8 protein-coding genes are annotated in these 14,028 nt (G+C 69.3%); 7 read left to right on the top strand and 1 reads right to left on the bottom strand.

What is annotated here, in order from left to right:
* Nucleotides 1–145 precede the first annotated feature (145 nt).
* Nucleotides 146–1,615 carry an amino acid permease gene (locus ACYQ5L_RS15765; RefSeq protein ID WP_379193638.1) on the top strand — a complete coding sequence of 490 codons (1,470 nt, stop codon included), beginning with the start codon at nucleotides 146–148 and terminating at the stop codon, nucleotides 1,613–1,615.
* Nucleotides 1,616–1,817: 202 nt separating this feature from the next.
* The gene (locus ACYQ5L_RS15770; protein ID WP_459958207.1) at nucleotides 1,818–2,249 is read left to right on the top strand and encodes a hypothetical protein; all 432 of its coding nucleotides are present in this window, start codon (nucleotides 1,818–1,820) and stop codon (nucleotides 2,247–2,249) included.
* A 15-nt stretch (nucleotides 2,250–2,264) separates the two neighbouring features.
* Here ACYQ5L_RS15770 and ACYQ5L_RS15775 read toward each other — a convergent pair whose 3' ends face one another.
* On the bottom strand, nucleotides 2,265–3,932 hold the full coding sequence (locus ACYQ5L_RS15775) for an FAD-binding dehydrogenase (RefSeq protein WP_459958208.1): 1,668 nt from the start codon (nucleotides 3,930–3,932) through the stop codon (nucleotides 2,265–2,267).
* A gap of 422 nt (nucleotides 3,933–4,354) precedes the next feature.
* Between ACYQ5L_RS15775 and ACYQ5L_RS15780 the strand changes: the two genes are divergently transcribed.
* The 5 genes from ACYQ5L_RS15780 to ACYQ5L_RS15800 all read left to right on the top strand — a co-directional run bounded on the left by ACYQ5L_RS15780 (nucleotide 4,355) and on the right by ACYQ5L_RS15800 (nucleotide 14,016).
* Complete coding sequence (locus ACYQ5L_RS15780; RefSeq protein ID WP_459958209.1) at nucleotides 4,355–5,611, top strand: helix-turn-helix domain-containing protein; 1,257 nt, start codon at nucleotides 4,355–4,357, stop codon at nucleotides 5,609–5,611.
* Between the two features lie 224 nt (nucleotides 5,612–5,835).
* Nucleotides 5,836–7,176, top strand: a complete 1,341-nt coding sequence (locus ACYQ5L_RS15785) for an acyltransferase domain-containing protein (RefSeq protein ID WP_459958210.1) — start codon at nucleotides 5,836–5,838, stop codon at nucleotides 7,174–7,176.
* Entirely contained in the window at nucleotides 7,173–11,876 is a 4,704-nt protein-coding gene (locus ACYQ5L_RS15790) for an SDR family NAD(P)-dependent oxidoreductase (protein ID WP_459958211.1), read from the top strand. Before ACYQ5L_RS15785 ends, ACYQ5L_RS15790 begins: the two co-directional genes overlap by 4 nt.
* Nucleotides 11,873–12,424: an acyl-CoA thioesterase gene (locus ACYQ5L_RS15795; RefSeq protein WP_459958212.1), complete on the top strand. Its 552-nt coding sequence runs from the start codon at nucleotides 11,873–11,875 to the stop codon at nucleotides 12,422–12,424. Before ACYQ5L_RS15790 ends, ACYQ5L_RS15795 begins: the two co-directional genes overlap by 4 nt.
* On the top strand, nucleotides 12,421–14,016 hold the full coding sequence (locus ACYQ5L_RS15800) for a cytochrome P450 (RefSeq protein ID WP_459958214.1): 1,596 nt from the start codon (nucleotides 12,421–12,423) through the stop codon (nucleotides 14,014–14,016). The genes ACYQ5L_RS15795 and ACYQ5L_RS15800 overlap by 4 nt, the downstream gene beginning before the upstream one ends.
* Nucleotides 14,017–14,028: the final 12 nt, after the last annotated feature.

Consider the following 14,028-nt stretch of genomic DNA (forward strand, 5'->3'; position numbering starts at 1 on the left):
ATCTAGGCAACCTGCCCTGTCTGACAGCATGACAGGTGCTGTTTTGTCAAGAGTTGCCCAGCTCGGAGCGCCGATATGGTTCTCAGCACATGGCAAGGTACTCTCGGTTCGCCTCAATACACGATTGCGGAGGGTTAACCGGCGAATGACCGAGATCCGGACAAAGGCCACGAACCTTACTGCCGAGGACAGTGGCTATCACAAAGCCCTCAAGCCTCGGCAATTGCAGATGATCGCCATCGGCGGCGCCATCGGCACCGGCCTGTTCCTGGGAGCCGGCGGACGCCTGGCCAATGCCGGGCCGTCGCTGTTCCTGGTGTACCTGATCTGCGGCGTCTTCGTCTTCTTCATCCTGCGCGCGCTCGGCGAGCTGGTGCTGCACCGCCCGTCCTCGGGTTCGTTCGTCTCCTATGCGCGCGAATTCTTCGGGGAGAAAGCGGCTTTCGTCGCCGGGTGGATGTACTTCCTGAACTGGTCCATGACCGGCATCGTGGACACCACCGCCATCGCCACCTATCTGCACTACTGGGGGCCGTTCGAGCCCATCGCCCAGTGGATCCTGGCGCTCGGCGCGCTGGTCATCGTGCTCGCCATCAACCTGGCCTCGGTGAAGTGGTTCGGCGAGATGGAGTTCTGGGCGGCCATGATCAAGGTCGTCGCCCTGGTCACCTTCCTCATCGTGGGCACGGTCTTCCTGGCCGGGCGCTTCGAGATCGACGGTCAGGAGACCGGATTCCGGATGGTGAGCGAGGCCGGGGGCTGGTTCCCGACCGGCATCCTGCCGCTCGTGGTGGTCACCTCGGGCGTCGTGTTCGCTTACGCCGCAGTCGAAATGGTCGGCATCGCGGCGGGCGAGACCGAGAATCCGGCCAAGATCATGCCGCGCGCCATCAACTCGGTGATCATGCGGATCGCGCTGTTCTACTGCGGTTCGGTGATCCTGCTGGCGCTGCTGCTGCCCTACACCGCCTACAAGGCGGGGGAGAGCCCGTTCGTCACCTTCTTCGGCAAGCTCGGTGTCGCGCACATGGGTTCGATCATGAACTTCGTGGTGCTCACCGCGGCGCTCTCCAGCCTGAACGCGGGCCTGTATTCGACCGGCCGCATTCTGCGCTCGATGGCCATGAACGGCAGCGCGCCGAAATTCACCGCGCGGATGTCGAAATCCGGTGTGCCCTACGGCGGCATTCTGCTCACCAGCGCCATTGCGCTGTTCGGCATCTGGCTGAATTACATCGTGCCGTCGCAGGCCTTCGAAATCGTGCTGAACGTGGCCTCGCTGGGCATTCTGGCATCCTGGGCCACCATTGTGCTGTGCCAGCTGAAGCTGTGGTGGCTGTGGAAGCAGGGGCAGGCGCAGCGGCCCGCGTTCCGGATGGCCGGCGCTCCGTACACCGGAATCGCCACGCTGATCTTCCTTTTCGCGGTGCTGGTGCTCATGGCCTTCGACAAGCCGGTCGGCACCTGGACGGTCGCCAGCCTGGTCCTCATCATCCCGGCGCTCGCCATCGGCTGGAAGTTCGCGAGCCCGCGGGTGCTGGCCATCGCCAAGATGCGCGAGGGCTATACCGGTGAGTTCCCGGTGATCCCGCCGATTCCGCGGGACGACAAGTAGTTTCACGCTGTCCCGGCGGCCGTGCACGGAATTCGTGCACGGCCGTTTCGTGTTCGCGGTCACTGTTTGCGCGGGTCGGCTATCGCCTGTGGCCATGGTCATAACTTCGCTGCGCAGATTGTCCGGAATCGAAATATTTGGTTAGCGTCAGGCGCAGCGCGTTCGCAGGGGGCGCGTAACCAGATACTCGATGAGGAGTGCTGTGACTTCGCATGCGCCTACGGCCGCAGAGGTGGAAACCTCGTCGGCGGGTAATGGTTTCGAGATCGCGGTCCCCGCGCAGGTCCGCGAAACCCGCTACGCCGCCTTGGCGGCAACGGGATTCGCGATCCTGCACGGCCTCATCTCCGTGACCGACGGCCTGACCAGCGCCTTCGGCAGCGTCCTGCATTTCTTCGCGGCCTGGGCGATCGGCGGCGTCGCACTGCTTTTCGGCCTGCGCTCGCGCTGGATCTGGATCGCCGCGCTGGGACTGGCCAGCCTGCAGGCCTTCCACGGCATCTTCACCCTGGTCTCGGCCGAAATGCCCACCGGCGTGGGGCCGTTCACCGTCCTGTTCGGCGTGATGGCCTCCGGCGTCGTGCTGGCGCTGCTGCTGCGCCGCGAGTGCTACCGCTGGTTCGTCACCGCCTGAGGAGGGCGGTCCGATTCATCGGTCCAGCGTGCGCGCCAGCGCCTTTCCGGCCGCGCGGCCGGAGAAGATGCAGCCGCCGAGGAACGTGCCCTCCAGGGCGTTGTAGCCGTGCACACCGCCGCCGCCGAATCCGGCGACCTCGCCCGCGGCGTACAGGCCCGGGAACGGGGTGCCGTCCGGTCGCATCACCTGTGAGTCCAGATTGGTCTGCAAGCCGCCCAGCGTCTTCCGGGTGAGGATATTGAGCCGCACGGCGATGAGCGGCCCGTGCGCCGGATCGAGGATCTTGTGCGGGGTGGCGACGCGGCCCAGCTTGTCGCCCACATAGCGCCGGGCATTGCCGATCGCCATCAGCTGCGCGTCCTTGCTGAACTTGTGCTCGGCGTCGCGATCGCGCGCCACGATCTGGCGCTCGATCTCCGCCGCGTCCAGATGCGGGCCGCGAGCGATCTTGTTCATCCCGGCCACCAGCTCCGGAAGACTGTCCGCCACCACGAAATCCACGCCGTGCTTCTTGAAAGCCTCCACCGGCCCGGGCGCGCCCTTGGCGACCCGGCTCTTGAGCGTGAGCTTGAGATCCTTGCTGGTGATATCCGGATTCTGCTCCGATCCGGAGAGCGCGAACTCCTTCTCGATGATCGACTGGGTCAGGACGAACCACGAGTAGTCGTATCCGGTGGACAGGATCTCCTTCATGGTGGCATTGGTGTCGAAACCCGGGAAACACGGTGCGGCCAGCCGCTTTCCATTGGCGTCGAACCACAGCGAGGACGGTCCGGGAATGATGCGGATGGCGTGGTCGGGCCAGATCGGATCCCAGTTGTGAATGCCTTCGGTGTAGTGCCACATGCGATCCCGGTTCACGATCCGCCCGCCGGCGGCCTCGGTGATGGCCAGCATGCGCCCGTCCACGTGCGCGGGCACGCCGGAGATCATGTACTCCGGGCACGGCCCCAGCCGGTCCACCGGCCAGTTGCGGCGAATGAGTTCGTGATTGTGGCCGATGCCGCCGGAGGACACCACGACCGCCCGGGCCCCGAACTCGAACTCGCCCACGATCTCTCGTGAGGACTTCACCCCGCGCTCGGCCTCGGAGGGTTCGAGCACGCTGCCGCGCACACCGGTGACGGCATCGCCCTCGACCACCAGCTCGTCGACCCGGTGCCGGAAGGCGAAGCCGACCTGCCCGCGCCGCTCGGCGGCGAGCACCGGCTCCAGGAACACCCGCACCACCTCCGGCCCGGTGCCCCAGGTGAGATGAAACCGCGGCACCGAATTGCCGTGCCCGTCGGCGGTGGCGCCGCCGCGCTCGGCCCAGCCGACCAGCGGCGTCACCCGCAGGCCCAGATCGTGGAGATACTGCCGCTTCTCGGTGGCCGCGAACTCGACATAGGCGCGCGCCCACTGCCGGGCCCAGCTGTCCTCGTCCTCGCGGTCGAAGCCGGCCGAACCGAACCAGTCCTGCATGGCCAGCTCCAGCGAATCCTTCACGCCGAGGCGGCGCTGTTCCGGACTGTCGACGAAGAACAGCCCGCCCAGCGACCAGAACGCCTGACCGCCCAGGTTGGCCCGGTTCTCCTGGTCCAGGATGAGCACCCGCCGACCGGCCTCGACCAGCTCATGGGTGGCGACGAGACCGGCCAGACCGGCGCCGACGACGATGACATCCGGGTTCTCGATCATGCTTTCCCTCGCATCGGTGGAAGTTCGATACACGAGTGTATCGAACCAGCGTGTGATTCGGCCCGCATCGCCCAGTCTGCCGGATTCGCCCGCGCGGATCGCTGTCATCGGAGTGTTGCCAACAGATTGCTGTCATCGCGTCAATGGCGCGCCGGGTATGAATACGGGAGGCAATCGCGATAGCGGAATTCGAACAACCGGACTGAGCGGATGCCTACCGAATGGCACGCTGTATCGGCATCGCGGCACTATTCGTCAGTCGGCCGGATTCGGATCCACGCTGCTTCCGATCGGAAAGAGTATGTGGCAGAATCGAATTGGCGGGACACGCTGAACGTGCAGGGGAACTTGCAGCGTGGATGGAATCGGTAATCGACTGTGTGGTAAGGGATCCATTGAGGCGGAAGCCGGAAGGGGGCTGGATGGCGGCCGTTGATCCACGTGAACCGAGGGTGCTGCGGCCCGGTGAGCGAATCGAATTGCGCAGATTGCAATTCGGTTTGTCGCGCCGGGTGGTCGCGAATTTGGTCGGGCGCAGTGAGGAGTGGCTGCGCCTGGTCGAGACGGGCCGATTACGACTCGACAGCGTCGAAGTCATGATGCGGCTCGCGGAAGTGCTGCGGATAGACGACTTTCGGCAATTCATCGATCTCCCGTACCGGGAGGCCGGCCCGCCCATTGCGGTCGCCACTAGATTGCTGGATGATCTGCGCCGCGAGATTCTGCTGATTCCGGCGCTCGGCGCCGCCGCACCGGACACGCGCAACCGCGGCGGCCGGGACCCGGCGGCGGAGCTGCTCGCCTGCCAGGAGATCTGGAACGGATCCGAGCGGCGCTTCACCGGACTGACCACCCGGCTGCCGCGATTGCTGTCCGCGCTGCGCCGCCGCTACTACGAATCCGGCCGTGCCGAGGCCGGCGTTCCGCTCGTCCGCGCCTACCATCTGTGCCGCGAGGTGCTCACCCGCATCGGCGCGCACGACCTGGCCTGGCTGGTCGCCGACCGGGCCATGCTCGGCGCGGACTACAGCGGCCGCCCCGATCTGCTGGCCGCGAGCGCATGGCAGCTGGCCGCCGCGCTGCTGCATCTGGGCAAGGCCGTGGACGGCCGCGAGTACGCCTTGTCGGCGGCGGCCGGATTGGACGGGCACGACCTCGGCACCGCCGAGCGCACGGTGCTGCGCGGCGCCCTGCACCTGCTGGCCGCGGAGGCGTCGGCCGCCCTGCCCGATCCGATTGCCGCCGACCAGTTCCTCGGCCTGGCGGAGCGGGCCGCGGCGGAGCTCGGCGGCTACCGCCGCGTGGCGGGAATCGGCTTCGGCCCCACCGAAATCGGGCTGACCCGAATGGAAATGGCCGCCGCCCGCCGAGACTCCGGCGCCGTCATCGAGGTCGCCGTGGCGACCGATATTCCCGACCGGTACCCGGCGGGCCGGCGCGCGCGGTATCACATCATGGCGGCGACCGCCTTCGCCGAGCGCGACGACGAGATGGGCGCCGCGTTCCAGCTGGCCAAGGCGGCCGAGGTCGCCCCGGAGGATCTGCGCTACGACGTGGACGCCCACCGCACCCTGCGCCAGCTGCTGCGCCACGAGAACCGGATGCTGCGCCGCGATCTGGTGCGCCTGGCGGCGCTGATCGAATTCGACGGCGGCGCGGCGCGTTCCGTCGGCGCGTGAGGGCGATCCACGTCGATTTGGGCGGCCATCCGCTCCGCGTTTTGCGCTGCGGCGCGCCCCGCGATTCGCCGGGAATACCAATCCGATTCGCGGAGAACCGGTTTTGACGTCCGGGAGCAAGAAGGCATTGCCGCCGGACGCTGCCCCGATTTGGGCTGGGGCCCTCGAGTCGTCCGTACCGTCGGCGGCGGGCAGTTTTCTTCGACGATTCGAGGAGTATCGCTATGACCAGCCGTGTCCTCATCCAATTCCCGGGCCTGGGCGGTTATCTGCCGGGCGTGCTCGCCCGGACAGTCGCGGACTCACCGCATCTCGGCGCGGTGCTGGCCGAGGTCGACACGGTGGCCGCGAGCTACGGGATCGCCTCGGTAGCCGCGACGCTCACCGATCCGGCCGGGCCCGATATCGGTGAACTCGCCCGGACGCCGCAGCGGCTGCACATGGCGTGCTTCGCCGCCGCCTACGTGCTCTATCAGGCCCTGCGCGACAAGGGAATCGACGGCGATGTGCTGCTGGGGCAGAGCACCGGCGAGATCACCGCCCTCACGGCCGGCGGGGCGCTGACCGTCACGGATGCGGCGCGGGTGCTGTGCGAACGGGAGATCGCCGTCGAAGCGGCGAACATTCCGGGCGGGCTGGTCGCGGTGCGCACCGGCGCCGCGCGCGCCCAGCACCTGTGCGGTGCGGCCGATGGCTGGTCGCTGCAGGTGTCGCTGACGAATTCACCGGAGCAGTCCGTGATTTCGGGGACCGAGCAGGATCTGCCGCGGGTGGAGGCGGTGGCGCGGGCCGCGGGTATCCAGGCGACCCGGCTGCTGGTGCGCTATCCGCATCACAATGCCGCGCTGCGGCCCGCCGCGCACCGGCTCGCCGCGGTGACGGCGTCGTATCCGTTCCGGGATCCCACCGCGCGGGTCTTCTCGCCGATTCTCGGTCGCTTCGTGGCCGATGCCGCGGACGTGCACCGCATCGTGGACCGGCATCTCAGCGATCCGGTGCACTATCTGCGGGCGATCCGGATCCTGTACGACGACTTCGGTATGCGCGAGTTCCTCGAGGTCGGGGCCCGTTCGGTGCTGACCGACTGCACCCGCGAGATCGTGCCCGCCGGAACCGTCCTGCGCAGTGCACCGCCGAATGCCACTACGGCGCGGCAGATCCTGGACGTGCTGACCGGCGCCGCCACCCCGGAACCCGCGGCGGCGGCCAATGGCTCGGCGCTGTCACCACCGGCGCCATCGCCGAATGGCTCCGCGGTCGCGCAACCGGCGTCCTCGGCGAACGGCGCGGCCACCCGGTCCCTGCCGGACCGCCCGGAGCTGCTGGATCGACTGCGCGCCCTCTTCGCCGAAGCGCTCGGCTATCCGGAGGATGTCTTCACCGAGGACGCGCACCTGGAGGCCGATCTGGGCATCGCCTCGGTCAAGAAGACCGAACTGCTGGTCCGCCTGCTCGACGAGTACGACCTGCCGACACCACCGGCCCACCTGCGGATGCGTGACTACACCACACTCCCGAGACTCGCGGACCTCATGCGGGACCTCGCCGGCGGGGCCGCCGCATGACCACCCACGCGGTCGCCATTGTGGGCATCGGCATGGTCGCTCCGGGAGTCGACGGCCCGCGGGACTTCTGGCGAATCCTGCATTCGACCACGAACGCGCTGCGGGCGCCCGAGCACTTCGACGTCACCCACTGGTTCGACGCCGACCGCTCGGCGCCGGACAAGACCTACGCGTACGTCACGGGATTCCTGCACGGATTCACACCGCATCCACGCCTGCGGGAGGAACAGCCCCTCGGCTACTGGGACGGCGCCGACCAGACCGCGGTCTTGGTGCGGCACAGCCTGTTACAGGCCATGGACACCGTCACCCTGCGCCCGCACGACCGCTGCGGAGCCTATGTCGGCGCGCCACCGAGCGGTCTCGCGCTCGAGGACGCGATACTGCTGGCGACGGCGGCCGGCGCGCTCGGTCCCGGATCGGCCGAACGGCTGCGCTCCCACTATCCGCACGCGCCCGAATATTTCGCGGACGCCTTCCCCGACCGGATGCTGCGTACGGCCTGCCGGGATCTGCTGCCGGAGGACAGTGAGCTGCTGATCGTCGACACCGCCTGCTCGAGCTCGCTGTACGCCATCGATCTGGGCGTCAAGAGCCTGCTGGCCGGGGAGCGGGACGTGGCGTTCTGCGGTGGCGCCATCATGGGCGCGCGCCGCGATCTCGTGCTGTTCGCGAAACTCGGGGGGCTGGCCGACAATGGCGAGCTGCGGGCCTTCGATGCCGCCACCACCGGGACGCTGTTCGCCGACTCGGCGGCGGTGCTGGCATTGAAACGGCTCGATCGCGCGCAGGCCGACGGCGATGAAATCCTGGGTCTGCTGGGCGGATTCGGCGGCGCGACCGACGGCCAGGGCAGCCTGCTCGCGACCTCCCCGGTGGGGCAGCGCCTGGCCCTGCACCGGGCCCACGCCGTCGATCCGGGCACCGCCGAGGCGGTCGAGTGGATCCTCGCGCACGGCACCGGAACCAAGGTCGGCGATGATGTGGAGCTCGAAACGCTCACCGGCGCACCGGGTTCCGGTCCACTGTGGTGCACCTCGAACAAACCGCTGATCGGGCACGGCGCGTGGTCGGCCGGTGCGATCAATGCCATTCACGCGGTACTGGCCATGCGGCACGGGGAGATCCCGGCCGAGCAGTTCTTCACGGCGCTGCCCGACAGCGTGCCGACCGAGCGGATGACCATTCCCGTCACACCGGTGCCGTGGGCGGCGCGCACGGACCGTCCGCGACTGGCGGGCCTGTGCGCCTACGGCCTGGGCGGGACCAATGCGCACCTCCTGGTCCAGGCTCCGGATCCGGGCTTCCCGCCGCCTCGCCCGGCGGTGGCGAATACGGAGGAGCGACAGCGGGATCCGATGGTGCTGGTCGGCACGGCGGTGCAGTTCCCCGGTGACCTGCCGGAGACGGAGATCAGCCGTTGGCTGGGCGGCGCGGGACCCGCCCCCGCGCCCTCGTTCGGGGAGGAATATCCGCTGCCGCCGTTCGAGGAACTGCGGATGCCGCCGGTCAGCGCCCGCAGCATCGACCGCGCCCAGCTGATGGCACTCGCCGCCACGGGGAAGTTCGTGGCCGAGCACGGTGAGCTGTGGGACGACCTGCGTGAACGCACCGGGGTTTTCACCGGCCATACCGGTCCCACCCGCTCCATGGCCGAGTACAGTATCCGGGCCGGAGCGGATGATCTGCGCGCCGCGCTGCGCGAAGTCCCGGACGTGGCGCCCGGACAGCTGCGACGGCTGGACGACCTGCTGACGGCGCTGCGGGCACGACTCCCCGAATCCAATGACGCCAGCATGACCGGACACCTCACCAATATCATCAGCGCCACGGTGGTCAACCGCTACCGGCTCAATGGCGTGGCGATGAACATCGACTGCGGCCGGTCGTCCACCCAGGGCGCGCTGCATGCCGCCGAACGCTATCTGCGCTCCGGCGAACTGGATTTCGCGCTGGTCATCGGCATCAACGGCAACAGCACCGCACTGATGGCCGAACTGAGCGGCATCTCCGGCGCGGAACTCGCCGAAGGCGCCGTCCTGCTGGCGGTGACCCGCCGTTCCATCGCCGAGCGTCAGGGCTGGCCGATACGGGCCATCGTGCGGACCGATGCGGCCCGGTCCGGGCGGCACGCCGGTATTCCGGGTGCGCGGGGGCGCTGCTATTTCGGCGCCGACGGCGCACTCGCCGCGCTGCGCGCGCTGGCGGACGGCCGCGCGGGTGCGATCGTGCTCCGCAATGCCGATCCCGCCCCGCGCGTCGAAATCGAGCCGGTGCCACCGCATGTCGCCGACGCTCCGGCCCTGCCGGACCGCTCGGTGGTGGTACTGCGCCGCAGCGATCCCCGGCCCGGCGGCGCGCGGCGACCAGTGATCGAGCGCGGCACCCTGATCCTGACCCACAGCGCCGAGCTCGCGGCGCGGCTGGAACCTCGTGCGCGAGCGGCCGATTCGTGGATCCTGTGCACCGACCGGGCCGCAGTCGGCACCGACCGGATCACCGTGGTGAACGGCGCCGGACCGCGGGCGGCCATCGATGCCGCGGTCATGGGCTCGGATCTCGAGCATGTGCTCGTCGTCGCCTCGGTGCGCACTCCGGCCGCCGGCTGGCCCGCTCCGCCGGCACCGGAGCTCTCGGCGCTGCAGGAATACACGCTGGCCGCCGCCGCGGCCCTCGGCGAGCAACCCGACCCCGGCGTGACGGTCACGGCATTGCTGCTGGATCCCTTGCGCCGGAGTGTCATTCATCCGCATCTCACGCTGTTCACCGGCTTCCTGCGCGCCTTCGCGCACGAAGTCCCCAATCCGGTCCGCGCGGTGGTCACCGATGCCGGCCTCGGCGCCGGCCTCGAACAGCTCGCCGCGGAGGCGGACCAGCCCCGCGACCGGACCGTCGCGTACTACCGGCAGGGCCTGCGGTACCTCGAACAGCTGTGCACCGCACCGCTTCCCGCGCATCGCGTGACCGGTCCACCGCCATGGCGGGACCACCCGGTGATCGTCGCCACCGGCGGCGCGCGCGGCGCCACCGCCGTGGTGGTGACCGCCCTGGCCCGGCGGATGCGCCCGGCCGCGGTATGGCTGCTGGGCACCACGCCGGTCGATGAGTTGCCCGACGACCTGCTCGCGGCGGCGGACCACGAGCTCACCCGGCTCCGCTCGGAATTCCTTGCCCGGGAGCGGAAACTCGATCCCGCGGCCGCCATCGTGGCGCTCAACGAGCGATTCGACACCCTGCTGCGCGCCCGCGAGATCCACGGCACCCGGCGCCGGCTCGAGCAGCTGTGCGGTCCCGGCAACATCCACTATGTGGTGTGTGACCTGCGCGAGCGGGAACAGGTCATGCGGGCGGCGAAATCGGTGTACGCGCGGCACGATCGCATCGATCTGCTCATCCACGGCGCGGGTCGCATCCGGTCCGGCGCCGCCGCGCACAAGTCGCTCGCCGAATTCCGGGAGATCCGCGACGTCAAGGTGGCCGGCTATCACCACGTGAAAGAGGCCTTCGCGCACCCGGCGCCCGCGCTGTGGTGCAATTTCGGCTCCGGCGCCGCGCTGATCGGCGGCCCCGGCGACACCGACTACGTCTCCGCCAACGAATACCTCTGCGCGGCAGCGCGATACGGGGACGACAACGAACTCACCCCGGCCTGGGGGCTGTGGACGGAAACCGGCATGGTGCACCACCTCGCCGAGCAGCTGCGGCGCGACCACGGATTCGCCGAGATCAGCAACGAACGCGGCGCCCGCCTGATGCTGTCGGAACTCGCTCTGCCGCGCCCCCTGGATCGGGTGCCCGTATTCGGCTACGCCGAGGCCTGGGACCGCCACCCCGAACCGGTCGGCCCCCTGCTCGGCGATCCGGACCGCGCGGGAGTGTGGACCTGGCGGCCCGACCCGGTGCGCGACGCCTACCTCGGCGAGCACCTCATCGACCGGCGGCCGGTGCTCCCCGCGGTGATGATGCTGGCCATGGCCGCCGAGGCCGCCCTGCGGACGCGGCCCGGATCGCGGGTCACCGCCCTGCGCGAGGTGCACGTCGACGCACCGCTCTACGCCGATGCGCCCGGGGCCGGCTGCCGGATCACGGCCGAAACCCTTGCGGCAGGGACCATTCGGGTCGAGCTGCGCTCCGATGTGGTCGCGCCGGACGGGCGGGTACTGGTCCGCGACCGGCGGCACTGCCGGGTCGAGGTCGACCTCGGCGAGCTCGCCCCGCCGCCACCGGCGCCGCATGTTCCGGACCTGCCGGAACTCGAGGACGATCCGGCGGTCCGGCCCGATGTGGCCGCCCAGCTCTCCGGCGTCTGGCGCACCCTGCACCACCCCGCGAGCGATGCGACCGGAGCCCGGGCCCGCTGCCGCCCGCATGCCGAGCCGCACGGCGTCTTCGCGCGGCTCCCCATTCCGGCGCTGCTGCTCGACTCGACGCTGCGGCTCTTCGGTTTCCCGCCGCTGCCCGACGGCCGCCAGATCATGGCGGTGCCCGGCGCCGCCGCCCGCATCGATTTCTACACCGCCGACACCGATATCGCACTGGCCGCACGCTATCCGGCCGGACTGGACCTGTCCTTCGACGTCGCCACCGGCCGCGCCGTGGCGGCCGCCGAGGGCCGGATCCTGCTGGCGGTCACCGACCTGACCATTCACACCGTGGACGCCGTCCCGGCGCAGATTCCGTATCAGGAGTGGCACCCATGACCATTCTCGGCGCACCCGTCCTGCGGACCGGCCAACTCGACCCGCCACCGCGCGAAACCCCGTGGTTCACCATCGAACACACCGTCACCGCCGGTGACACCAGCGCCGTCGGCCCCGTCTACTACGCCCGCCTCATCGACTGGCAGGGCCAGTGCCGCGAACGCGCCGGCCTGTCCGGCGCGCCCCTGTTCAGCAGCGATATCGCCAGCGGCTACCTCATGCTGACCCAATCCTGCTCCTGCGAATACCTGAGGGAACTCTATTTCGGCGATCTGGTGGCGATCCGGGTCACCGTCCTCTGGGTGCGCATGCACCTGATGAAAGCCGAATTCCGCTACCACCGAATCGATTGTCCGGGCGATCCGGGCGGTGCGCTGGTCGCCCGCGGCGAACAGCTGTGGGCGAGCGCCAATCTGGTGAACGGCCACGCCGACCCCTGCCCGTGGCCGCCCGAAATGGCGGCCTGCGCAGCCGAACTCGGCGCCGATATGAGCCGCGCCCAGATCGGGGACTCCCCGCTCTATCCGAAAGAGAGAAGGCAGCGATGACCACCGTCGATACGCCCTCCGCACAGGCCGAACACGCCGCACACACCACACCCGTCGCGGAATTGCCGCTGGCCCCGCTGACCTGGCGCAGCGCACTCCGCACGGTGGACGTGCTGCTGTCGTTCGCGGCTCTGGTCGACGATCCGGGACTGCGGTTGCGCGAGAGCGGCGAGATCTACCGGCTCGCATTTCCCAGGCTGCCGAATCCGTTGAAGGCGCTCATTACCGAGTCCTTCGTCGACCGATTCGCCGGTGAGACCGTCGTCATCACCTCGCCGCGGCTGGTGAAAGAGCTGTACAGCCTGCCGCCGGGGCAGCTCGATTACGAGAACTGGAAGAAGTTCCTGCTCTTCACCCTCGGCAATCAGAGCCCGTTCGTGGTCGGCGGGCGCGATCACGTGCGGATGCGCCGGGCCATCGCGGCGGAGTTGACCCCGGCGCGCACCGAACACTATCGGGAGGGCATCGTCACGGTGCTCGACGCGATGATCGACGAGCTTCCGCTCGACACCCCGGTCTCGCTGCACGAGTTCTTCACCCGATTCACGCAGGACGTCATTCTGCGGGTCGTATTCGGCTGGGACTGCCCGGATCTCGGGCGGCTGCGGGAATTCCTGTACGAGGCCGGGCAGACCTACGCCGAACCGGGCGGGCTGCGGCTGGGCAGGTTCATGGTCGCCAGCATGGTCGCGCTGCGGCAGGGCGATCACCCCGTCGAGGTCTCGGCGCGTCCGGATATGCCGTCGCGACTGTTCTCACCGCGCGGCTACCGGTTGCGGCGGCGATCCAATGCGCTGATCTACCGCAAGATCGACGAGTTGCGCGCCCACCCCAATGACAGCATGGCCGCGCGGCTCATCGCCTACGGTGACCGCGAGGATCCCGCCTGGACCGACAAGCGGCTGCGCGACATGATCGCCACGCTGCTGTCCGCCGGTCACGACACCTCGGTGGTCGCGTATTCCTGGGCTGCCCAGTACCTGCTGCACAATCCGGGCCCCAGGGCCGAGGTCGTCGCCGAGGCCCGCGCGGGCGTCACCGACCGCTATGCCCAGGCGGCCAATACCGAAGCGCTGCGCATGGTTTCGCCGGTCACCTCCGTGGTGCCGCTGCCGGCCCGGCAGGACATCGCCGTCGGCGGCTACCGTATCCGCAAGGACACTTTCATCTTCGTGCCGGTGAACGCGCTGCACCACGATCCGCAGCTCTACCCCGAGCCCGAACAGTTCCGCCCGGAGCGCTGGCTCCAGCACGAGCCCGACCGCTGGGGCTTCGTGCCGTTCGGCGTCGCGACCCAGCCGCACCGCTGCCCCGGCAGCACGTTCTACCTCACCGAGGCGAGCATCGTCACGCACCGCCTGTTCGGCCGCCTCGACCTGGAACCCGTTCTCCCGCAGGTGGATTCCGCCCGCTATGTGATGGCCACCCTGAGCCGGCCGGCGGGACCGACCGAGGTGATCGTGCGCAGGCGCCGCGCCGCCGCCGAGGTGCCGTGGTATCGGCCCGGCGGGGACGAGCGGATGAGCCCGCTGAAGGAGGCGCTGCTGCCCCCGCCCGACACCGGCGAACCGGCCCGCTGCCCCCGGCAATGAGCCCCATGGCCG

The organism is Nocardia sp. IFM 10818 (assembly GCF_054655275.1).